At 64.1% G+C, this 22,107-nt stretch carries 17 protein-coding genes; 6 read left to right on the top strand and 11 right to left on the bottom strand.

The genetic code is table 11. From position 1 onward, the window contains the following. Window positions 1-723, bottom strand: coding sequence for a GntR family transcriptional regulator (locus X728_RS164600; RefSeq protein ID WP_023686960.1), 723 nt, complete (start codon window positions 721-723; stop codon window positions 1-3). A 124-nt stretch (window positions 724-847) separates the two neighbouring features. Between X728_RS164600 and X728_RS164595 the strand changes: the two genes are divergently transcribed. From X728_RS164595 to X728_RS164575, 5 genes are read left to right on the top strand one after another with little or no spacing between them, the layout of a single operon-like run. Continuing rightward, on the top strand, window positions 848-1,648 hold the full coding sequence (locus tag X728_RS164595; RefSeq protein WP_023804428.1) for an ABC transporter ATP-binding protein: 801 nt from the start codon (window positions 848-850) through the stop codon (window positions 1,646-1,648). Continuing rightward, window positions 1,645-2,394, top strand: coding sequence for an ABC transporter ATP-binding protein (locus tag X728_RS164590; RefSeq protein ID WP_023804429.1), 750 nt, complete (start codon window positions 1,645-1,647; stop codon window positions 2,392-2,394). Before X728_RS164595 ends, X728_RS164590 begins: the two co-directional genes overlap by 4 nt. Next, window positions 2,391-3,299, top strand: coding sequence for a branched-chain amino acid ABC transporter permease (locus X728_RS164585; RefSeq protein ID WP_023804430.1), 909 nt, complete (start codon window positions 2,391-2,393; stop codon window positions 3,297-3,299). The genes X728_RS164590 and X728_RS164585 overlap by 4 nt, the downstream gene beginning before the upstream one ends. Next, window positions 3,296-4,279, top strand: coding sequence for a branched-chain amino acid ABC transporter permease (locus X728_RS164580; protein ID WP_023830392.1), 984 nt, complete (start codon window positions 3,296-3,298; stop codon window positions 4,277-4,279). The genes X728_RS164585 and X728_RS164580 overlap by 4 nt, the downstream gene beginning before the upstream one ends. Beyond that, window positions 4,276-5,571, top strand: coding sequence for an FAD-dependent oxidoreductase (locus tag X728_RS164575; RefSeq protein WP_023830393.1), 1,296 nt, complete (start codon window positions 4,276-4,278; stop codon window positions 5,569-5,571). The genes X728_RS164580 and X728_RS164575 overlap by 4 nt, the downstream gene beginning before the upstream one ends. A 130-nt stretch (window positions 5,572-5,701) precedes the next feature. On the opposite strand, the gene X728_RS164570 is transcribed toward X728_RS164575, so the two are convergent. The 8 genes from X728_RS164570 to X728_RS164535 all read right to left on the bottom strand — a co-directional run bounded on the left by X728_RS164570 (window position 5,702) and on the right by X728_RS164535 (window position 16,634). Continuing rightward, window positions 5,702-8,539, bottom strand: coding sequence for a nitrate reductase (locus X728_RS164570; protein ID WP_023830394.1), 2,838 nt, complete (start codon window positions 8,537-8,539; stop codon window positions 5,702-5,704). Window positions 8,540-8,542: 3 nt separating this feature from the next. Next, window positions 8,543-8,872, bottom strand: coding sequence for a nitrite reductase small subunit NirD (gene nirD, locus X728_RS164565; protein WP_023686954.1), 330 nt, complete (start codon window positions 8,870-8,872; stop codon window positions 8,543-8,545). A 5-nt stretch (window positions 8,873-8,877) separates the two neighbouring features. Next, window positions 8,878-11,328 carry a nitrite reductase large subunit NirB gene (gene nirB, locus X728_RS164560; protein ID WP_023708118.1) on the bottom strand — a complete coding sequence of 817 codons (2,451 nt, stop codon included), beginning with the start codon at window positions 11,326-11,328 and terminating at the stop codon, window positions 8,878-8,880. A 4-nt stretch (window positions 11,329-11,332) separates the two neighbouring features. After that, window positions 11,333-12,130 (bottom strand): ABC transporter ATP-binding protein, encoded by a 798-nt coding sequence (locus X728_RS164555; protein ID WP_023682696.1) that lies wholly within the window; start codon window positions 12,128-12,130, stop codon window positions 11,333-11,335. Window positions 12,131-12,140: 10 nt separating this feature from the next. Next, on the bottom strand, window positions 12,141-13,031 hold the full coding sequence (gene ntrB, locus X728_RS164550) for a nitrate ABC transporter permease (protein WP_023682697.1): 891 nt from the start codon (window positions 13,029-13,031) through the stop codon (window positions 12,141-12,143). A gap of 92 nt (window positions 13,032-13,123) precedes the next feature. Continuing rightward, window positions 13,124-14,452 carry a CmpA/NrtA family ABC transporter substrate-binding protein gene (locus X728_RS164545; protein WP_031194619.1) on the bottom strand — a complete coding sequence of 443 codons (1,329 nt, stop codon included), beginning with the start codon at window positions 14,450-14,452 and terminating at the stop codon, window positions 13,124-13,126. Window positions 14,453-14,790: 338 nt separating this feature from the next. Continuing rightward, window positions 14,791-16,029, bottom strand: a complete 1,239-nt coding sequence (locus X728_RS164540) for a CmpA/NrtA family ABC transporter substrate-binding protein (RefSeq protein ID WP_023699831.1) — start codon at window positions 16,027-16,029, stop codon at window positions 14,791-14,793. Window positions 16,030-16,031: 2 nt separating this feature from the next. Beyond that, window positions 16,032-16,634 (bottom strand): ANTAR domain-containing response regulator, encoded by a 603-nt coding sequence (locus tag X728_RS164535; protein ID WP_023667842.1) that lies wholly within the window; start codon window positions 16,632-16,634, stop codon window positions 16,032-16,034. Window positions 16,635-16,916: 282 nt separating this feature from the next. On the opposite strand from X728_RS164535, the gene X728_RS164530 reads away from it, so the two are divergent. Beyond that, the gene (locus X728_RS164530; protein WP_245266055.1) at window positions 16,917-19,205 is read left to right on the top strand and encodes a mechanosensitive ion channel family protein; all 2,289 of its coding nucleotides are present in this window, start codon (window positions 16,917-16,919) and stop codon (window positions 19,203-19,205) included. 177 nt (window positions 19,206-19,382) lie between these two features. Here the strand turns inward: X728_RS164530 and X728_RS164525 are convergent, their stop codons facing one another. Together X728_RS164525 and X728_RS164520 are read right to left on the bottom strand one after the other, a co-directional pair. Continuing rightward, complete coding sequence (locus X728_RS164525) at window positions 19,383-20,870, bottom strand: aldehyde dehydrogenase (protein ID WP_023699835.1); 1,488 nt, start codon at window positions 20,868-20,870, stop codon at window positions 19,383-19,385. Next, window positions 20,867-22,060 carry a cytochrome P450 gene (locus X728_RS164520; RefSeq protein ID WP_023699836.1) on the bottom strand — a complete coding sequence of 398 codons (1,194 nt, stop codon included), beginning with the start codon at window positions 22,058-22,060 and terminating at the stop codon, window positions 20,867-20,869. Before X728_RS164520 ends, X728_RS164525 begins: the two co-directional genes overlap by 4 nt. Window positions 22,061-22,107: the final 47 nt, after the last annotated feature.

Below are 22,107 nucleotides of genomic sequence, written 5' to 3' on the forward strand. Positions count from 1 at the left end.
TCAGTCCTTCGCCGATTGAAGTTTGTCGCGCAGGAAGGCGAAGGGGCGGCTGATGTCGGCTACCAGCGCCTCGCGCGCCGCTTGCGCATCCTGTTTGGCAAGTGCCGCGACAATTCGACGATGATAGTGGGCGGTATCAACCTCGCCTGCCTCGGAGAAGGCATAGATGGCGACGCGGATGCAGGGACCCGATTGAAGCCAGAGGCTTTCGATCATCGGGATCAGCACAGCCGAGCCGCAGCAGCGGTAGATCTCAAAATGGAAGCTCTGGTTGAGCGTCGCTTCGCGATCGATATCCTTCTTGTGCTTCAGGGCCCGCATCTCGTCCCACTCGCCCAGCATGGCTTCGATCGATGCGATCTGGCGCGGGCTCATGCGCCTGGCGGCAAGCGCTATCGCTTCGCCTTCGATGAGGGAGCGGGCACGCAGGAGGTCGTCGATGCGCTCCAGCGTGATCGGCGGCACGCGCACGGAACGGTTGGGCAGCGCCTCCAGCGCCTTTTCCGTGATCAGCCGGCCGAGCGCTTCGCGTACCGGCATGGTCGAGGTGACCAGCGCATCGGCAAGACCACGGATGGTCAGCACCTGGTTTGGCTCGAAAAGGCCACCGATCAGAGCACGGCGCAGCTCGGAATAGACGCGATCCTGCACGGTCTCGCGGCCGACCGGCGTAAGCTGGGCTGCGATCGTCTCGTTGTTCTTTTCGATGGCAGCCTTCTGCATTACCGGCATTTGCCCCGTTTTCGGCTTGCGAATGAAATTAAAGCCGAATAGCGTGATCAAAGCAAGTGTGATCACAAATCAAAAATCAGGAGGCGACAACGATCGTCTTCGGCCAGAGGGTTTGATGAGCGATGCAGCGCAGCGCCAAGGGCAGGAGACCCGTGCGCCGGTTCTGACGGCACGAAACGTCATCAGGCGTTTTGGCGGCCTTGTCGCCGTCGACAATGTCTCGTTTGATGTCAAAGCGGGCGAAATCCTCGGCCTGATCGGACCCAATGGAGCCGGCAAGACGACCATGTTCGACCTGCTCGCCGGCAGCATATTGCCAACCAGCGGCGACATTCTGCTCAATGGCACGCGCGTCTCCGGCGAAGCCGCTCATCTGCGTATCGGCCGTGGTCTTGGACGCACCTTCCAGATCCCACGCCCGCTGCCCAATCTGACGTTGATCGAAAACATCATGCTGGCGGCACAGGGCCAAGCCGGCGAAAAATTGCTCGCCAACTTCGTCACGCCTTGGCGGGTCGCAGCACAAGAAAGGGCTGCCAGGACAAAGGCGCTCGAGCTGCTGGAGTTGGTCACTCTCACCCATCTCGCGCACGAGCCGGCACGCGTGCTTTCCGGCGGCCAGCGCAAGCTGCTCGAACTCGCCCGCGTCATGATGGCCGATCCGGCGATCATCCTGCTCGACGAACCGGCGGCCGGCGTCAACGCGACGCTGCTCGAGATCATCATCGACCGTATCCGCGGCATCAACGCGCGCGGCATCACCTTCCTGCTGATCGAGCACAATATCGACATGGTGACGCGGCTCTGCCACCGCGTGCTGGTCATGGCGAGCGGCCAGTTGCTCAGCGAAGGCACGGCGGAAGAGGTCGCCCGCGACCCGCGCGTCATCGAGGCCTATCTCGGAGGTGCGGCATGAGCGAAACTGTCCTCAACGTCCGCAATCTCGAGGCCGGCTATGAGCTTGGCGTGCCGATCGTGCGCGGCGCCTCGATCACCGTCGGCAAGGGCGAGATCGTCGTCGTGCTCGGCCCCAACGGCGCCGGCAAGTCGAGCTTCATCAAGGCGATCGCCGGCCTTGTCCCGATCACCGGCGGCGCGGTGTTCCTGGACGGCAAGGACATAACCGCCGCGCCCGCCCACACCATGGTCCGGCTCGGCCTCGCCTTCGTACCGCAGACGGAGAACATCTTTCCGCTGATGTCGGTCGAGGACAATCTGAAAGTCGCCTGCGGCATCCTCGAGCGACGCGAAATCCCTGCCCGCATCGAGGAAATGTATGCGGCCTTCCCCGACCTCGTCCGCCAGCGCCGCACCGCCGCCGGCAATCTGTCGGGCGGACAGCGGCAGATGCTCGCCGTCGCACGCGCCCTGATCGTCCATCCCAAGGTGCTGGTACTCGACGAACCGTCGGCCGGCCTGTCGCCGAAATTCGTATCGACGGTGTTCGAGATGCTGGCCGGCATCCGCAGGTCCGGCGTCACCATCCTGCTGGTCGAACAGAACGCCAAGGCAGCGCTTGCCATCGGCGACCGCGCCTATGTGCTGGTCGACGGCAAGGACCGGCACGAGGGCGTTGCTTCCGAACTGTGGAACGATCCTGTCGTCGCCGAACTCTATCTCGGCCAACGCCCGTCCCCCGTCGGCAAGGGAGGCGCGGCATGAGCCTGCAATTTGTCGTCGATGGGCTGCTGACCGGCTCGATGATCGGCCTTGGCGCCATCGGCGTGACGCTGACCTACTCGATCCTGCGCTTCTCGAACTTCGCCCATGGCGACTTCATGGCCTGGGGCACCTATGCGACGCTCGCCGTCGTCAGCGCCATCGGCGCGATCTTCGGCAAGGTGGCGCCCATTGGACCGCTGTCTTTCGGCTGGCCGCTGCTGGTTGCGCTGCTTGTCGGCATGACTTTCACCGCCCTGCTGGCGCTGTTGCTCGACAAGGTGCTGTTTTCGCGGCTGCGCTCGCAGGGGCAAGCGATCATCGTGGTGATGGCGAGCTTCGGCGCCTCGATGGCACTGCGCAGCCTGCTCGAATTCACCTTCAGCTCACGCCCGACCTATTTCAGCCGGGCGATCCAGATCGCCATGCCGGTCGGCTTCGGCATCCGCATCACGCCCGATCAGATCGCGCTGCTGCTGCTGACCGCAGTGCTGGTGCTCGGCGTGCATCTGTTGATGACACGCACGCAGACCGGCCGCTCCATGCAGGCGCTGAGCCAGAATGCGGCCCTGGCCCGCATCGTCGGTATCGACGTTGCCTCCGTTGTGCGTGTCACCTGGATCATCGGCGGGGCGCTGGCCTGCGTGGCCGGCGTGATGATCGGCATTCTGGTGCAGATCCGCCCGTTCATGGGCTTCGACATGCTGCTACCGATGTTCGCAGCCGCCATCCTGGGCGGCATCGGCAGCATACCGGGCGCCGTGCTCGGCGGCCTGATCATTGGCCTTGCCGAAGCCGGTGCGGTGCAGCTGATCGGCGCCGAATGGCGCGCCGCAATCTCCTTCATCATCCTGATGGCGGTGCTGTTCGTGCGGCCGATCGGCCTGTTTGGTGTGAGGGAACGCTGATGGACCTGCTCGGCTACGGCGCCTTCTTCCTGACCACCGCACTGATCTTTTCGCTGGTCACACTGGGGCTCAATCTGCAGTGGGGGCTGACTGGCCTTTTCAATGTCGGCCTTGCCGGATTCGTCGCCATCGGCGCCTATACATCGGCGCTGCTCACGACCCCGGACGATGCCGCGCGCTTCGGCGGCTTCGGTCTGCCGATCCTGGCCGGCTGGGCGGGCGCCATGATCGTCGGCGGTATCGCCGCAGCAATTACCGGCATGGCCACGCTGCGTCTGCGATCAGACTACCTGGCGATCACCACCTTCGGCGTCGCCGTCGTCGTGCAGCTGGTCGCGCTCAACGCGCAAAAACTCACGGGCGGCCCGTTCGGCATCGGTTTCATCCCGCGCCCGTTCGGCGGCCTTGCCGAAACGCCGCTGTTGTTCAACCTGTCGAACCTCGCCGTCGTTTCGGCTGTGACGCTGATCGCCTATCTCGCTCTGGAGCACCTGTCGCGCAGCCCCTGGGGCCGCGTGCTCAAGGCGCTGCGCGAGGACGAGCGAGCGGCGATTTCGCTGGGCAAGAGCGCGCGCTTCTACCGCGTCCAGGCCTTTGCCGTCGGCGGCGCCATCATGGCGCTGGCCGGCGCTTTGCAGGCGCATTTCACCGGCTTCATCGCGCCCGATAACTATCTGCCGATCCTGACCTTCCAGGTCTGGGTGATGCTGATCGTCGGCGGCTCGGGCAGCAATGCCGGCGCCATTGCCGGCAGCATCCTGGTCTGGGCGATATGGGCGGGGTCGGGCACGCTGACCAGCGTGCTGTTTGCGCCCGAGCAGCAAGCACGCGCGGCCTCGCTGCAGATCGTCGCCATCGGCGTCATGCTGTGCGTCATCCTGCTGATCCGGCCGAACGGATTGTTCGGCGATCGGCCGCGCCGGCCGAAGCCCGGCAAACAGAAAAAGGCAGCGGCCAGCGAGAACGAGGCCGGACCATGAATGCCATGATCCGGCAAGACGTGCATGGCGTTTCACTCTGGCATGCCGTCAGCCGCAACCGCTGCGACCGGGGCACGCTGCAAGGCGGGCTCGACGTCGATCTCGCAATCGTTGGCGGCGGCTTTTCCGGCCTGTCGACGGCATTGCATGCCGCCGAGAAGGGGCTTTCGGTCGCGGTCCTCGAAGCCGAATTCATTGCCTGGGGTGCGACCGGCCGGAATGCCGGCTTCGTCGTTCCGAACTTCGCCAAGCGGGATCCAGACGACATCATCGCCGAACTCGGACCCGAGCGCGGCGGGTGCCTGGTTGACTTCGCCGCCGGCAGCGCCGACCTGGTCTTCGGGCTGATCAAGCGGCATGGCATAGAATGCGACGCTGTGCAGAATGGTTGGATCCAGCCGGCGCATTCGTCCGCCGCGCTGGAAAAGACGCGATCGCGCGCCGAGCAATGGGCGGCGCGGGGCAGGCCGACCGTAACGCTCGATGCCAAGGCGGTCACGACGCTCACCGGTATCGGCGGCTACGCCGGCGGTTGGATGGATAACTCGGGCGGCGTCCTCAATCCGGTCGAGTATGCGCGCGGCCTGGCCGATGCCGCCGAAAAAGCCGGCGCGCGGATCTTCGAGCAGACGCGCGTCGCTTCCATCGACCGCGCTGCGGATGGCTGGACCTTGACGACCGCATCCGGCGCCGTGCGTGCGGGCAAGGTGGTGATCGCCACCAACGCCTATGGCGGGGCACTGAACCGGACACTGGCGCGGACCTATATCCCGCTGAAAGTCTTCCAGATCGCCACTGCGCCGCTGTCGCGGGCCATACGCGCGCGCCTGCTGCCCGGCGGCCAGGGCGTCGGCGACACCAGGCGAAACCTGTTCACGTGCCGCTTCGATGGCCAGAACCGGCTGATCAGCGGCGGCATGCATGTCGTCGGAGCCGGCGCTGAGACGCGCATGCCGCAAACGATCTGGCGACGGCTCGCCAGGCATCTCGATTTGCCTGACCTGCCGCCGCTTGCCTACAGCTGGACAGGCGTGGCGGCGGTGGTGCCGGATTTCCTGCCGCGCCTCATCGACCTCCGCCCGGGCCTGATCGCCGGCTTCGCCTGCAACGGCCGCGGCATCGCCATGACCACGGTAATGGGCAAAGTGCTGGCGGACTGGGCGAGCGGAACGGACGCCCGATATCTGCCGCTCCCCTTCGCACCGCCAGCGCCGATCCCGCTGCACAACCTCGTGCGCTATGCACCGAATATGCTGCTCCCCTGGAGCATCCTGCGCGACCGGCTGGATTAGACAGCCAAGCCAGGTGATCCTCCTGCCGGCGCACTCACAGCGACCCGAAAAGGACCGCCACACCTTCCGCAATCGATGACCGTGGTGGCCCAAGAGGATATAGTCAGATCCCCTCCCCATCCAGCCGCATCTACTCCGCAGCCTGAACCCGATTGGCCTGGATGACCGCCCGGATCTCGGACCGGCAGGAGCCGCAATTGGTGCCGGCCTTCAGGGCGCCGCCTATGGCTTCGACTGTCGCGAACCCGGCTGCCACTGCCGCCGCGATCTGGTTGACCCCGACGCTGAAACAGGAGCAGACGGTCGCGCCCGCATCGGGCCGATCGGCGCCGGCGCGACCGGCGACGATCCTGAAGCGTTCGCGCTGGCTGGTGTGAACCTCCTGGAGTTGCTGTGCCGCCCAACCCCGCGAAACCGCCACCGGTCCCGACGCGATAAACAAAGCCCCGGCGAGGTGCTGGTCGTCGAAGGCAGCAATACGATGCTGGCCGGTATCGCGGTCGTGATAAGCGAGCGTATCGGCTACGGGAACATCGAAAAGCGAACCAGCAAAACCAGCCCAGTCGATGTCGTCGTCAGCAAAGGCAAGCTCCACCCGCCAGCCGCCCTTGCATTTGGCCACGGCCCAGTAATCTGCTGCGACCGCCACCGGCTTGCGGCGCACCACGGCGAAGCCGAAGGCTCTCGCGGCGAACTTCTCGATGCGGGCGCCGACATGTTTCAGCGCAGGCTGACCGGAAACCGGATCGGTCAGAGGCGCGGTCAGCGTGTCGAGCCGGCCTTTTGCCGAAAACTGGTCAGTCCAGTGCATCGGCGCAAACACGCTCCCCTGGCGCTGGCGTGCCGTCACCAGCGCGCGCACCAGCACATCGCCGCGCGGGCTGGAGACGCGCACGATGTCGGCGTCGCCAATGCCGTGATGCGTGGCATCCGCCGGGTGGATCTCGACGAAGGGCTCGGCCATGTGCTGGGAGAGACGTGGGCTTTTGCCGGTGCGGGTCATTGTGTGCCAATGGTCGCGAACGCGGCCGGTGTTGAGGATCAGCGGATAGTCCGGGCTGGTGCGTGTCTCGACGATGGGACGAATGGCGATGAAGCGGGCCTTGCGGTCGGGATTGTAGAAATTGCCGTTGGCGAAGAAGCGGGTGTTGGAAGGGTCAAGTCCCGCTTGAACACCCCCCTCTGTCCTGCCGGACATCTCCCCCGCAAGGGGGGAGATTGGCAGCTTTGACGCCGGCATATCTTCTGCATCGTTGGTAATTGGCGAAGGCCGAGGCGACGGCTGATCTCCCCCCTTGCGGGGGAGATGGCCGGCAGGCCAGAGGGGGATGGCTGGGCTCGGCGCCGGCCATTGGAAAGGCTCAAGCGCTGCATAGGCCTCCTTATCAACACCAGCATAACCACCAATATCGAAATCCCGTGCGCCGTCATTCTCGAACCCCGACAGCGCGGCGTGTTCGGCGAAGATTTCCGCTGGCGACGAATAGGAAAACGCCTCGTCAAACCCCATCAGCTTGCCCACCTCGGCGACGATCAACCAATCCGGCCGCGCCTCACCAGGCACCGCAAGAAAGCTGCGCTGGCGCGAGATGCGGCGCTCTGAATTGGTCACGGTGCCGTCCTTCTCGCCCCATGCGGCGGCGGGCAGCCGCACATGGCCGTGGCGCACGGTGTCCGTGCTCGCCAGCACATCCGAAACCGCGACAAACGGGCAGGCCTTGATCGCTGCCTCGACGGCATCGGCATCCGGCATCGAATCGACCGGGTTGGTGGCCATGATCCACAGCGCCTTGATGCGCCCGTCGGCCACCGCCTGAAACATCTCGACCGCCTTCAGACCGGGCTTTTGGGCGACGGCCGGCGCATTCCAGAAACGCTGCACGCGGTCGCGGTGCTCGGGGTTTTCGATCTCCATATGGGCGGCCAGCATATTGGCCATGCCGCCGACCTCGCGGCCGCCCATGGCGTTGGGCTGGCCGGTCACTGAAAACGGCCCTGCCCCAGGTTTGCCGATGCGGCCGGTGGCGAGATGGCAGTTGATGATGGCGTTGACCTTGTCGGTGCCCGAAGACGACTGGTTCACTCCCTGGCTGTAGACCGTGACGGTTTTCGCAGTCGCGGCGAACAGGTTGTAGAAGCGGGTGAGCTCGTCCTCGCTCAGGCCGGTGGCGGCGGCGATGCCGGCAAGGTCGAGCGCCGATGCGGCGAAGAGAGCTTGGCCGAAGCCGGTCGTGTGTGCGGTCACATAGCCACGGTCGAGTGCGTTGTGCCGGCCGAGCCAGGCGAGCAGGCCGGTGAACAAAGCAACGTCGCCATCCGGCGCGATCGCCAGGTGAATGTCGGCGATATCAGCGGTCATGGTTCGGCGCGGGTCGACCAGCACGACCTTCATCTCCGGTCGTTTTTCCCGGGCCGCCGCGATGCGCTGGAAGAGCACGGGATGGCACCAGGCGAGATTGGAGCCGACCAGCACGATCAGGTCGGCGAGCTCGAGATCCTCGTAGGTGCCGGGCACGGTGTCGGAGCCGAAGGCGCGGCGGTGGCCGGCAACCGAGGAGGCCATGCATAGCCGCGAATTGGTGTCGATGTTGGCCGAGCCGATGAAGCCCTTCATCAGCTTGTTGGCGACATAGTAGTCTTCGGTCAGCAACTGGCCGGAGACATAGAAGGCGACGGAGTCAGGACCGTGCTCGACGATGGTTTGCGAAAAGGTCGAAGCGACGCGGTCGAGCGCCTCGTCCCAGCCGGCACGGCGACCGTGGACTTCGGGGTAGAGCAGCCTGCCGTCGAGGTCGATGGTTTCGGCCAGGGCCGAGCCCTTGGAGCAGAGCCGGCCGAAGTTCGCTGGATGGTCGGGGTCGCCGCGGACGCTGACTTCACCGTTCGCGGCGACTTTCGCCAGCACGCCGCAACCCACCCCGCAATAGGGGCAGGTGGTCCTCACCTCGCGCGCTTCGCCCAGTTCCATGCTTCAGGCCGCGCGGCTGGCCAGCGCTTTCAGCGCAATGAACAGGAGCTCGCCCTCGATCCGCACAGGAATGGTGCGCACGGCGCCCTCGTCGGCGCCGAGCGCCTTGCCCGTCTCCAGCGAGATGACCCAATTGTGCAAGGGACAGGTGACGGCGGTGCCGTGGACGATGCCTTGGCTCAGCGGCCCACCTCTGTGCGGGCAATGATCGTCGATGGCGTAGACCTGATCGTCCTGCGTGCGGAAGACGGCGATCTTACCCTCGGGTGTGTCGACGCAGCGCGCGCCACGCCGCGGGATGTCGGAGAGTGAGCCGATCGATATCCAGTCCATTTTGATCACTCCGCCGCCTGCGCAAACCCGACAGAAGCCATTGGCCGGAACTCGTGCTTGTCCTTGCCGGAGACGCGTTCCGACCACGGGTCGACCTGGGCGAATTTCTGGCTGAAGACGAAGCGCTCGTAATAGGCCTTGCGCTTTGCACCGTCGTCCATGATCTGGCGCTTGATCTCGGGGATGCCGATGCGCTTGGCCCATTTGTAGATGCGCTCGAGATAGCGGCCCTGCTCGCGATACATCTGCGTCAGCGCCACGATATGCTCCAGCGCCTCGTCCTCGGTCTTGACCAGGCCAAGCACTTCGGTGCCCTTGATGTCGAGGCCGGCGGCGCCGGCGAAATGGATCTCGTAGCCACTGTCGACACAGATCACGCCGACATCCTTGCAGGTCGCCTCGGCGCAGTTGCGCGGACAGCCCGACACCGCCATTTTGACCTTGGCCGGGGTCCACGAGCCCCACATGAATTTCTCGATGCGAATGCCGAGGCCGGTCGAATCCTGCGTGCCGAAGCGGCACCAGTCGGAGCCGACACAGGTCTTCACCGTGCGCAGGCCCTTGGCGTAAGCATGGCCTGAGACGAAGCCGGCCTGGCCGAGATCGGCCCACACCGCCGGCAGATCCTCCTTGCGGATGCCCAGCATGTCGATGCGCTGGCCGCCGGTGACCTTGACCATCGGTATCTCGAACTTATCGACGACGTCGGCGATGGCGCGCAGTTCGGCGGCGTTGGTGACGCCGCCCCACATGCGCGGCACCACCGAATAGGTGCCGTCCTTCTGGATGTTGGCGTGGACGCGTTCGTTGATGAAGCGCGACTGATAGTCGTCGGCGTAATCGTTCGGCCAGTCGCAGACGAGGTAGTAGTTGAGCGCCGGCCGACATTTTGCGCAGCCGCAGGAGGTCGTCCATTCCAGCTCCTGCATGACGGCGGGAATGGTCTTCAGGCTCTTGGCGATGATCAGCCGGCGCACCTCGTCATGGCCGAGCGTGGTGCAGCCGCACATGGGTTGCACGGCGGCCGGGTTGTATTTGTCGCCGATGGTCAGCACCATCAGCTTCTCGACCAGCCCGGTGCACGAACCGCAGGAAGCCGATGCCTTGGTGTGGGCGCGCACGTCGTCGAGCGAAGCCAGGCCCTTGGCCGTGATCGCGCCGGTGATCTTTCCCTTGCAAACGCCGTTGCAGCCGCAGATTTCCGCATCATCCGGCAAGGCTGCAACGGCCGCCATAGGGTCCAGCGGGGCACCCCCCTGGTAGGACTGGCCGAAGATGAGCGTGTCGCGCATCTCCGATATGTCGGTCTGCTTCTTCTTGAGATCGTTGAACCAGGCCCCATCCGCCGTCTCGCCATAAAGCACGGTGCCGATGATGCGGTCGTCCTTGAGCACAAGGCGCTTGTAGACGCCGGCGGCGGCATCGCGCAGCACGATCTCCTGGCGGTCCTCGCCTTCGGCGAAGTCGCCAAGCGAGAACAGGTCGATGCCGGTGACCTTGAGCTTGGTCGGCGTGTCCATGTGGACGAAGGCCGCTGCCTCGTTGCCGGCCAACTGGTTCGCGGCAACGCGCGCCATCTCGTAGAGCGGCGCGACCAGCCCGTAGACCTGGCCGTTGACCTCGGCGCATTCGCCGAGCGCGTAGACGTCGGGGTCGTTGCTGCGCATGCCGGCATCGACGACAATACCACGATTGACGGCTATGCCGGCCTCCTTGGCCAGCGCCGCATTCGGCCGGATGCCGACCGCCATCACCACCAGCGTTGCCGGGATGATGGTGCCATCGGCAAGCTCCACCTGCCCGACCTTGCCGTTGCCGGTGATCGCCTGGGTGTTGGCCTTGGTGATGACCTTGATGCCGCGCTGTTCCACCGCGCGCTGCAGGAGATAGCCGGCGGCTGGATCGAGCTGGCGCTCCATCAATGTCGGCATGACATGCAGCACGGTGACGTCCATGCCTTGGGCGTTCAAACCTGCTGCCGCCTCCAGCCCGAGCAGGCCGCCGCCGATGACCACGGCCTTGGCGCGCGACTGGGCGGCAAGCATCATGGCCTGAACATCGTCGAGGTCGCGATAGGTCAGCACGCCCGGCAGATCGTGACCGGGCACCGGAATGATGAAAGGCACTGATCCGGTGGCGATGACGAGCTTGTCGTAAGGCTCGGTGACGCCGTGGTCGGAGGTGACGGTCTTGGCCGCCCGGTCGATGGCGACGATCTTGTGACCCTTGTAGAGGGTGATGTTGTTGGCGATGTACCAGCCGTCGCCGTGGATGATGATTTCCTCATAGGCCTTTTCGCCGGAGAGAACCGGCGACAGCATGATGCGGTCGTAGTTCACTCGCGGCTCGGCGTTGAAGATGGTCACGGTGTAGCGGCCCGGCGCCTGTTCGAGCAGATGCTCCAGCATGCGCCCAGGGGCCATGCCGTTGCCGATGATGACGAGCTTTTCGGTCATGGCGTTACTCCGCGGCTTCGACGAAGCGATGACGTTCATAGAGGAACTTCAGCACCGCTTCGCGGCAGCGCAAAAAGGTGCGGTCGGAAGAGAGTTCGACGCGGCGACGCGGCCGTGCCAGCGGCACCGCAAGCACCTCGCCGATGGTAGCCGCCGGACCGTTGGTCATCATGACGATGCGATCGGACAACAATACCGCCTCGTCGACATCGTGGGTGATCATGATCGTCGTCGAGCCGAGCCTGGAATGGATGTCCATGACCGCGTCCTGAAGATGGGCGCGCGTCAGCGCGTCGAGTGCACCGAACGGCTCGTCGAGCAACAGGATCTTCGGCTCCATGGCAAGCGCCCGGGCAATGCCGACGCGCTGCTTCATGCCGCCCGATATTTCGGCCGGCCGCTTGTCCTTGGCATGGGCCATCTGCACGAGATCAAGATTGCGCATGATCCAGTCATGCCGTTCGGTCCTGCTCTTGGAACGACCAAAGACTTTCGACACCGCCAGGCTGATGTTTTCGTAGACGGTGAGCCATGGCAGCAGGCTGTGGTTCTGGAACACCACGGCGCGCTCGGGTCCGGGGCTGTCGACCTCCTTGTTTTCAAGCAGCACGGCGCCGGCGGAAACCTTGGTCAGCCCGGCGATCAGATTGAGCAAGGTCGACTTGCCACAGCCGGAATGGCCGATGATGGAGACGAATTCGCCCTTGTCGATGGTCAGCCTGATGTCCTTGAGCACCTCGCTGACCTGACCGCCGCGGGCAAAGGATTTGTCGATATGGTCGAGCTTCAGATAGGCCGTCATCGCCCTCTCCTCACTTTGCCGTTGTGCCGCGGGTGACGAAAGCGCCGACCGCAGCGACCAGGCGGTCGAGGCAGAAGCCGGTGACGCCGATATAGGCGAGCGCGACGATGATGTCGGGCAGCCGCGACGAGTTCCAGGCGTCCCAGATGAAGAAGCCGATGCCGACGCCGCCGGTCAGCATTTCGGCGGCGACGATGGCGAGCCAGGACAGGCCGATGCCGATTCTGAGGCCGGTGAAGATGTAGGGTGCGGCGGCCGGAACCATGATCTTGACGAAGAATTCGAACTGGTTGAGCCGCAAGATGCGCGAGACGTTGCGGTAGTCTTCCGGAATGTTTCGCACGCCGACGGCGGTGTTGATGATGATCGGCCAGATCGAGGTGATGAAGATAACGAACAGCGCCGACGGGCTGGAATCGCGGAAAGCAGCCAGCGACAGCGGCAACCAGGCCAGCGGCGGCACGGTGCGCAGTATCTGGAACACCGGATCGAGGCCACGCATGGCCCAGATCGACTGGCCGACCAGGGCGCCGAGCGCGACGCCGACGATCGCCGCCAGGCCGAAGCCGATGGCGACGCGCTGCAGAGAGATCAGCACCCGCCACGCAAGGCCGATATCCTGCGGGCCGTTGTTGAAGAACGGATGCGCGATCAGGTCATAGGCCTCGTTCCACACCTGGCTGGGCGGCGGTAGGCTGGCGGTCGGCGACGAGCAGGCGATCTGCCACACGACCAGCATGAAGGCGATAACGATGACCGGCGGCACCAGGGCGGTGGCCAGCCTGCCGGCGATCGCGATCGGGTCGAAGCGGCGCCGCGCTTTGGCGGTGAAAGCGATGACTGCGGCAGGCTTCGCGGGGAACGCCTTCACCGTGGTTTCCTCAATGGCTTGGATGGACATGTCTGGGTATAACTCCGGGGTCGGTGCGGGCGACAACGGCGAAGCGCCGTTGCGCTGGGGCGACAAACGGCGGAACGCGCCGTTTGCGCTGGTCAAGCCGATGCCTTGATCTTCAGGCTGTCGAGATAGGCCGACGGGTTGGCCGGGTCGAAAATCTTGCCGTCGAAGAAGGTCTCGACGCCGCGCGACGACGAGGCCGGAATATCGGCTGCGGCAACGCCGAGATCCTTCGCCGCCTCGCGCCAGATATCCTCGCGATTGACCTGATCGACCAGCGTCTTGATGTCGGTGGTCGGCGCGAATTTTCCCCAACGGATGTTTTCGGCGAGGAACCAGCTGTCGTGGCTCTTGTAGGGATAGGAGACGCCACCCTTCCAGAATTTCATGTAGAGGTCAGTGCCGGTGGCCACGCGGCCGTTGCCGTAGTTGATGTCGCCCTTGAGGCGGCCGATAATGTCGGCGACAGGCACGTTCATCCATTGCCGCTTGCCGATGATGGCGGCCATCTCGTCCTTGTTCTCCGTGGCCTCGCACCATTGCTGGGCCTCCATGACGGCCATCACGATCGCCTTGGTGGCGTTCGGGTATTTGTCGATGAATTCGGCGCGCAGGCCGAGCGCCTTTTCGGGATGACCCTTCCACAGTTCGCCGGTGGTGGCGGCGGTGAAACCAACGCCTTGGTGGACGAGCTGTTCGTTCCACGGTTCGCCAACGCAGAACACGTCCATGTTGCCGACTTTCATGTTGGCGACCATCTGCGGCGGCGGCACGACAATGGTCGAGACGTCCTTGTCGGGATCGATGCCGCCGGCGGCCAGCCAGTAACGGAGCCACAAATCATGGGTCCCGCCCGGGAACGTCATGGCGGCCTTGATTTCCTTGCCGACCGCCTTCTTGGCGGCGAAGGCGTCCTTCAGCTTGGAGGCGTCGAGGCCGACACCGGTGCCGGCGTATTCCTGCGCAACCGAAATGCCCTGGCAGTCGTAGTTGAGCCGCGCCACGATAGCCATCGGCATCGGCTGGTTGTTCTGCGTCACCTTGCCGATGTGCATGAGATAGGGCAGCGGCGTCAGGATGTGAGCGCCGTCGATGCCGTTGGCTTCGCCGCCGAGCATCAGATTGTCGCGCGTCGCGCCCCAGGAGGCCTGCTTGAGCACCTCGACGTCGGGCATGCCGAACTTGGCGAACAGCCCCTTCTCCTTGGCGATCATCAGCGGCGCCGCGTCGGTCAGCGCGATGAAGCCGAGCTTGGCGCCGGTGACCTCCGGAGCGGTCGTGGCGGCATAGGCGCCCGAGGGGAAGAGCTTGCGGGCCGCCACGAACAGGCCGGCCGTCATGGCGCTGCTGACAAGAAAATCGCGGCGCGTCACATCCTTGAGCGATGTTCCCGTCCCGATCCATTTCCCTATTTTTTCTTTCATCGTGATCTCCGGTTGAACGCTTCGTCGAGTGGCCCAAAACAAAAAAGCCGCCGTCCAGGCCTCGCGCGTCCGTACATCCGGGATCGCGTCGTTGACCTGAGCGGCAGCTTTGCCTGTGGCGCCCGCCATTGGACGCCTGTTCCGTGACCCGGGAAGGGCCTGGCTAATTCAAAGCAGGAACCGTGCCAGTTCTGAGTGAAACGAAAAACCTAAATGAAATCAACATTACGCGCCAGACGCCGGCACGCGAGGCGACATCGCAAGCAGGTCAAAGATTGTTCATTACAGCAATCGCACGCACATTTTTTGTGCAATGCACAAGAATGGCGCGAGAATGATCAGGCTTCCGCGCGAGCGGCTTTCTGGCGCGCTATATAGCCGTCGATCTCGTCGGGGTCGAAGGTCTGACCGTCGAAGAAGCCGTCTGGCCCAAGCACCAAGCCTGCCCCGGTCGCACCGACAGCCGTGGCGACCTTAAGCGCGCCCTCGACCTTCGCATTGGCGCCGGGAAGTGCAACGCCAAGCGGCTTTAGCGCCGAGCGGTAGAGGTCGGGACGGTAGCAGTCACGGGCGATAGCAAGGTTTTCCGGCGTGTGCTCGACATGCCCCCAGCGCACCATCTGCGTATAGAACCACAGCGCATGGCTCTTCCACGGAAAGTTCGCCGCCTTGTCGAAGGGCAGGAAGAAGTCGTCGACATCCAGTTCGGCGCCGCCGCCCAGTTCAAGATGGCCGGTCAGGATCGGCATCTGGACAGCTGGTGGCAGGCCGAGGAAGCCAGCTTGAGCCATCACACCAGCCAGTTCGGCGTGGTTGCCCCGATCCTGGCACCAGCGCGCCGAATGATGCAGCGCGCGCAGCAATGCTGCCAGCGCGACCGGGTTCTCCTGCGACCAGGCCTTGCGCACGCCGATCACCTTCTCCGGACTGTTGCGCCACAGCAGCGCCTTGACGGTGACGATATGGCCGGTGCCGGCAGCGACCGAGGCGCTGTTCCAGGGCTCGCCGACGCAGTAGCCGTCGATCCGCCCAGCGGCCAGCGCATCGGCCATGAAGGGCGGCGGCACGATGACGATCTCGATCTCGCGCTCCGGATCGATGCCGCATCCGGCAAGCCAGTAGCGCAGTTCGTAATTATGCCCCGAATGCGGGTGCACCACGGCAAAGCGCAGCGGATCGCCGCCAGCCCCGGCGCGCTCGCGAATGAAGGCACGAAGGGCTGCGCCCGCGCGCGCGGGCTCGAGATCGGGTATGGCGCCGTGTGCCGCCATGCCTTCCCAGACGGCGTTGGAGATGGTGACGCAATTGCCGCCAAGCCCGAGCGAAAACGGCACGATGGTCTCGGAAGCAAGCGGCGTCAGCCCGAGATTGCAGGCGAGCGGCATCGGCCCCAGCATGTGCGCCAGGTGGAAATGGCCGATGGCGATGCGGTCGCGGATGTTGGCCCAGGAGGTCTCGCGGTGCAGTGTGAGATCGATGCCCTCGCGCGCGGCAAATCCAAGCTCACCCGCCGCAACCAGCACGGCACTGTCGAAGAGCGGCATGAAGCCGGCGGTGATCTGGTGCTCGGCGCTCATGCTCATTCGTCCTCCGACGGCCCGAGCAGCCCGGCGGCAGTCACCAGGCTCTGGGCAATGTCGCCGATCTTGCGGTTCTGGTTCATCGCCGTCTTGCGCAGCAGCGTGTAGGCGGCCTCTTCGGTCAGGCCGCGCGACTTCATCAGGATGCCCTTGGCACGGTCGATCACCTTGCGGCTCTCAAGCTCCCCTCGAACCTCTTCCAGCTCGCGCGCCATGCGCGAGAAAGCGTTGAAGCGGCTGACCGCCATGTCCAGGATCGGCTTGACGCGCTCTTGCCTGAGGCCGTCGACGACATAGGCCGAAACGCCGGCATCGACCGCCGCTTCGATCGATGCCTGGTCCGATCGGTCGACGAACATGGCGATCGGCCGCTTCACCGCACGCGACAGCTGGAACATGTTTTCCAGCATGTCGCGGTTCGGGTTTTCCAGGTCGATGACGATGACGTCCGGCTCGATCTCGGCGATGCGCCGCGCAATGCCGGTCACGTCGTGGATGACGGTGACCCGCTCGTGGCCGGCCTCGCGCAAACCTGCCTCGATGATCGCGGCGCGGATACGGTTTTCGTCGATGACCAGGACGGCGAGTGAGCTGCGGACCATGCGTGCATTGTGGGCAAGGTCGCAAAATTGTGCAATGCGGCATGGTCACAGGCTCCCGCCGCGGAGCAACCGACGACCGACAACGACCCGGTCTAGGTGGTCGGGACAAGGAATGCAGCGCAACGCTGGCACTGGTGATGACAGCCTTGCCGGTCGCCTGGTGCCCTACCCAACGGTCTAGGTGCGATGAGACTTGCACCGCAACATCGGCTTGTTAAAGGTGGGGGCAACGACGGACATAGCTGTCCTTGCTCGCCGATCTGACCGGAAGGTTACCGCACGATGCTGCTCATGAAACGACGATTGGGGGCCAGGGAGCCGGCGCGCCCAGCACGGCGTCCCGGGAACCTGACGGCGATGTTCGTCCTGATAGCCGGGCCACTCGTCCTTGGCATCGCCCTCCTGTTGGCTGGTCCGGCACAGGCCCAGGCACCGGCCGCCGTCACGCCCGACAAGGTCAAACAGCTGTTCGAGCTTCTCGACGATCCGTCGGTGAAGGCCTGGGTGGCCGAGCAACGAAATCAGGGCGCAGGATCGACGGAAGCGCCTGCCGAGACTAGCGCTCCGCCGGCCGACGCCGTGGCCGCACCGGGCCAGATGAATACTATGGCGTCCTCGACGCTCGATCGGATCAAGCATCACATCGAAAAGATCGTGCGAACCTTGCCTTCGCTGCCGGACCAGTTCGCGCGCGTCCGGGCCAATACCATGGACGATATGTCCAGCAAGGGCCCCGTCAGCATATTGGTGCTGATTGCGATCTTTATCGCTGCCGGCCTGGCGCTCACCTGGGCAATATACAAGCTCACCCGTCCATTTCGTCTTTGGATCATCGCGCAACCCAGAGATACGCCCATCGGGCGGGCCAAGAAGATCGGCGGCCGCACGCTTTATTCCAGCATGATGATCGGCTCGTTCGCGCTGGGCAGCGCCGGTGCGTTCATGCTGTTCGACTGGCCAGCGCTCATCCGCGAGATTGTGCTGACATTTCTGATGGCTGCGGTCTTTACGTGGGCTGTGCGCCTATACGTGATGGCCACACTCGTCCCTTCTTTCATGGAGGTCGAGCACGCCATCGAGGTTCGTGCCCTGCCGATCACCAACGGAGCTGCTGACCATTGGGCTTATTGGCTGCCCCGGATCGTCGGCGTTTTCGCCTTCTTCGCCGCCGCGTTTGTCCTCTTGCCGGGTCTCGGCATAGACCAGGACGGAATGATGGTCCTGTCCGTCGGCGCCGATTTCATATTGCTGTTGCTCTTCCTGCTGGCCATTTGGCGTCGGCCAAGAACGCAGCGAGACGGCGCGCGCCACAGCGGTCACACGGCAGTGACATGGTTGTTGACGGCTTATTTCGTCGTTCTGTTCCTCGAACGCATTGCCGGCCTCTACACATTCTTCTGGTTTACCTTCACCGCATTCTTCCTGCCTTTGGCAATTGTGCTGACAGAGCGCGGGGTTAATTTCGTCCTGCGGCCCGGTTCGGAAGATGCGGGCCGGCCGACGATCCCGGCGGTGACGATCGCTGTCATCGATCGCGGTATCCGGATGATTTTCATCCTCGCGGCGGCTTACCTTCTCGCACGCGTACTGGGCCTGGACATGCAATCCATGCGCGGCAGCGATACGACCACCATGCTCATATTGCGCGGCTTGATCAACGTCGTGGTCATTGCCCTTGCTGCCGATTTCGGCTGGTCGATCATCAAAGCCTTGATCGAACGAAAGCTGGGCGTCGCGATACCGCAAGCGGTGATGGGCGAGGAGGACATCCTCACCCTCGATCCGCATCAGGCGCGGCTGCACACGCTGTTGCCGATCATCCAGAACATTCTGCTAGCAGTGATCATCGTGATGGCGGTGCTGATGATGCTCGCTTCGATCGGAATCCAGATCGGCCCGCTGATCGCCGGCGCCGGCGTCGTCGGCGTCGCCGTGGGTTTTGGCGCGCAAACCATCGTCAAGGACGTGATCTCTGGCGTGTTTTATCTGCTCGACGATGCTTTCCGTGTCGGCGAATACATTTCATCGGGCAGCTACAGGGGTACGGTGGAGAGCTTTTCGCTGCGCTCGGTGAAGCTGCGCCACCATCGTGGTCCGCTGTTCACGATACCTTTCGGTGAACTCGGCGCCGTGCAGAACCAGAGCCGTGACTGGGTCACCGACAAATTCAACATCACCGTTGGCTATGACACCGATATCGACTTCGCCCGCAAACTGATCAAGCGAATTGGCCTGGAACTGGCGGATGATCCGGAGTTCAAACACTGGGTGATCGAACCGATCAAGATGCAGGGGGTGCAGGAGTTCGGCGAGTACGGCATCGTCTTGAGGGTCAAGGTCACGACCAGACCTGGAGGCGCCTTCAGCATGAAAGGCAGGTTCTTTTTGCGCCTCCGCCAGGCCTTCAAGGAGCAGGGCATCGAACTCCCATTCCCGACCGTCCACGTCCAGGGGCTGCAAGACCCGCATGGGACAGAGAATGCGCCTTTGGAGATCACACCTGAATTACGAATGGCCGTCGCCCAGTCGCACACCAATCGGCGCAGAAAAAAAGCGAGCACAACGGAGTAGGACGCTGTGATACCGGCCGGTCGCAACACGGCTTTCCGCGCGAGGCGTGGACCCACGACACCACGCTAGTCGGAACTGCCGATAGCGGTGACGCGATCGCCGCCAACCAGCACCAGCGTGGCGTTCCTGAGGCCAGGCTTAACGAAAAGGGCAGATACGTTGGCCTTTCCGCGAGGCTCAAAGCGCAATCCAGGCGGTCTTGAGGTCGATATATTTTTCCAGCGCATGCAGCGACTTGTCGCGACCGAAGCCGGACTGCTTGACGCCGCCAAGCGGCACGGTGATATCGGCTCCGCCATAGGTGTTGACGTGGACGACACCGGCGTTGATGGCGCGCACCATGCGATGGGCCGTGGAAAGATTGGCGGTCCACACCGCCGAGGCAAGTCCGTAGACGGTGGAGTTGGCGAGATGCACCGCCTCCTCCTCGGTCTCGAAACGCATCACGCCGAGCACAGGTCCGAACACCTCCTCGCGCGCCAGCTGCATCTCTTGCGTCACGTTCTCGAAGATCGTCGGCGCCATGTAGCTGCCGCCGGTCTCGGTCAGTATCCGTTTGCCGCCGGCGACGAGACGGGCGCCTTCGGCTTGCGCCATGGCGACGAAGCCGAGATTCTTGTCCAGCTGTTCGGCGCTCGATACCGCACCGACATCGCTGGCGAGATCGAGCGGGTCGCCGACCTTCAGCAGCGTGGTTGCCGAGACAAGTTCGTCCATGAAACGATCATAGACCGACGACTGGACGAGCAGACGCGAGCCGGCAACGCAGACCTGGCCTGAATTGCGAAAGATTCCGTTGGCCGAGACGACCGCCGCCTGCTTCAGGTCCGGAGCGTCGGCAAAGACGATGTTGGGCGACTTGCCGCCAAGCTCGAGGAAGACCCGCTTCAAATTGGAACGGGCGGAGTATTCGAGCAGCCGCCGGCCGACCGGCCCCGATCCGGTAAAGGCGATGGCGTCGACATCCATGTGGAGGCCAAGCGCTTCGCCGGCGACAGCACCATGCCCGGTAACGACGTTGAACACGCCTTCGGGAAGTCCAGCCTCGCTTGCGAGTTCGGCCAGCCGCAGCAAGGTCAGCGAGGCGATCTCCGGCGGCTTGACGACGACGCTGTTGCCGGTGGCCAGTGCGGGCGCAATCTTCCAGGCGCCGATCATCAGCGGGAAGTTCCACGGCACGATGACGCCGACGACACCGAGTGGCTCCCTGTGGATCAGCCCGAGCACATTGTCGGCCGTCGGCGCGATCTCGCCATAGACCTTGTCGATCGCCTCGGCGTAGTAGCGGATGGTGCCGGCCGCCGACAGCGGCTCGGCCTTGTAGGCCATGCCGATCTCGGTGCCGTTGTCGCGCACGCCAAGCACCGCCAGCTCATCGACATGTTTTTCGATCAGTTCGGCAAATTTCGTCAGCACCTTCTTGCGAAAGGCAGGGGCGGCGCGCGACCATGAACCCTTCTCGAATGCTTTTCGCGCCGATCGGACCGCGCGATCGATGTCGGCGGCATTGCCGTCGGCGATGCTGGCAAAAGGGCGGCCGTCGATCGGCGAAATCACCGCCAGCGTCGCGCCGCTCGTCGCTGCGGCCTGTACGCCGTCGATAAACAAGCCCCGCTCGCCGATCTCCGTCTTGCGCAGCGCGTCGATGGCATTCTGGCTGATCATTGGTGGCGGACTCCCAGGGAAACATACAACGTGGTTGGCGCGCGGAATTCCCAGCCGCGAAACACCGGCACCTTGCCCGGCACCAGGCTGAGATCGGGGAAGCGCAGGAGCAGCAGCCTTAATGCAAGGCACATCTGCTCGCGCGCGAAAAACCGGCCCGAACAGAAATGATGACCAAAGCCGAAGGCGGCATGATTGCCTTCCCTGCGGTTGATGTCGAAGCGGTCTGGATCGGCAAAGCGGCTCTCGTCGCGGCTTGCCGAGGAGACAAGTGCAGCGACCGCGGCGCCGGCAGGGATGGTTACGCCGCCAAGCTCGACCGCCCGCGTCGTCTGCCGCGTCTGGGTGCCGATCGGCGCCACCCAGCGCAAGCCTTCATCGACAGCCCTGGGCACAAAGGTCTCGGGATCGGCGAGCACCTGCCGCAATTGTTCGGGATGCGCAAGCAGGCCGGCGAGGATCGAACCGGCACCATGTCCGGGCTCCTGCATGCCGCCAAGCAGAATGACCTTGATGCTTGGCATCAAGAAATCGATCGGCCGCGTCGTGCCTTCCGGCATGCCGTCATGCAGCATATGCGATAGCGCCGAGTCGTCGGGTGCGCGCGCAAATCTATCCAGAGTCGGCCGGATGGCTGCGCCGACCTCGGCGCTGATCGCGTCGGCGATCTCTTGCCGCTTCGGGTCGTTCTCGAAATTGATGGCGCCCTGCGCAAGGCCATAGAACCAGCGGCGCAGCGTCGGCATGTCGATGTCGGCAAGGCCAAGCGAGCGCGCCAGGCTGAGCGTCGACACCGGCTCGAAATAATCCGCCATCAGCTCGGCGGAGCCTTGTTCGGCGATCCGGTCGAGAAAAGGTTCGGCAATCGACCGTACGAGATCGCCGGCATAGGCGGCGACGGTGCGCGGCCGGTATTTCGGATCGACGCCTTGGCGCAGCTGTCTATGCGTTTCGCCGTCGGTGGTCAGGATGGTCGGCTTGCCGAACGAGCGTTCGACCGGAGACGTACCGACGACGGCGGAGAAGATGTCGGGTGACTTTGCGACGGTCTCGACGTCCTTCCAGCGGGTGACGAACCAGAGATTGACCGCCGGCACGAAAGCGACAGGCGCGCTGCGCCGCAGTTTCGCATAGATCGGATACGGATCGGCTTCCAGCGCCTCAACGGTGATGCTCTCGGCAAAGCTCAACGCCGTTACTCCCTTGCGATGGAAAGGGGCGGCGCCGAACGCGCTAC

The sequence above is a fragment of the Mesorhizobium sp. L103C119B0 genome, assembly GCF_000502235.1.
Taxonomy (GTDB): domain Bacteria; phylum Pseudomonadota; class Alphaproteobacteria; order Rhizobiales; family Rhizobiaceae; genus Mesorhizobium.

Excerpts from the sequence above, each read along its gene's own strand:
- X728_RS164590 (WP_023804429.1), top strand. The coding sequence starts at position 1,645 with ATGAGCGAAACTGTCCTCAACGTCCGCAATCTCGAGGCCGGCTATGAG.
- X728_RS164585 (WP_023804430.1), top strand. The coding sequence starts at position 2,391 with ATGAGCCTGCAATTTGTCGTCGATGGGCTGCTGACCGGCTCGATGATC.
- nirB (WP_023708118.1), bottom strand. The coding sequence starts at position 11,328 with ATGACCGAAAAGCTCGTCATCATCGGCAACGGCATGGCCCCTGGGCGC.
- ntrB (WP_023682697.1), bottom strand. The coding sequence starts at position 13,031 with ATGTCCATCCAAGCCATTGAGGAAACCACGGTGAAGGCGTTCCCCGCG.
- X728_RS164600 (WP_023686960.1), bottom strand. The coding sequence starts at position 723 with ATGCAGAAGGCTGCCATCGAAAAGAACAACGAGACGATCGCAGCCCAG.
- X728_RS164540 (WP_023699831.1), bottom strand. The coding sequence starts at position 16,029 with ATGAGCGCCGAGCACCAGATCACCGCCGGCTTCATGCCGCTCTTCGAC.
- X728_RS164595 (WP_023804428.1), top strand. The coding sequence starts at position 848 with ATGAGCGATGCAGCGCAGCGCCAAGGGCAGGAGACCCGTGCGCCGGTT.
- X728_RS164570 (WP_023830394.1), bottom strand. The coding sequence starts at position 8,539 with ATGGAACTGGGCGAAGCGCGCGAGGTGAGGACCACCTGCCCCTATTGC.
- X728_RS164575 (WP_023830393.1), top strand. The coding sequence starts at position 4,276 with ATGAATGCCATGATCCGGCAAGACGTGCATGGCGTTTCACTCTGGCAT.
- X728_RS164530 (WP_245266055.1), top strand. The coding sequence starts at position 16,917 with ATGCTGCTCATGAAACGACGATTGGGGGCCAGGGAGCCGGCGCGCCCA.
- nirD (WP_023686954.1), bottom strand. The coding sequence starts at position 8,872 with ATGGACTGGATATCGATCGGCTCACTCTCCGACATCCCGCGGCGTGGC.
- X728_RS164555 (WP_023682696.1), bottom strand. The coding sequence starts at position 12,130 with ATGACGGCCTATCTGAAGCTCGACCATATCGACAAATCCTTTGCCCGC.
- X728_RS164545 (WP_031194619.1), bottom strand. The coding sequence starts at position 14,452 with ATGAAAGAAAAAATAGGGAAATGGATCGGGACGGGAACATCGCTCAAG.
- X728_RS164535 (WP_023667842.1), bottom strand. The coding sequence starts at position 16,634 with ATGGTCCGCAGCTCACTCGCCGTCCTGGTCATCGACGAAAACCGTATC.
- X728_RS164525 (WP_023699835.1), bottom strand. The coding sequence starts at position 20,870 with ATGATCAGCCAGAATGCCATCGACGCGCTGCGCAAGACGGAGATCGGC.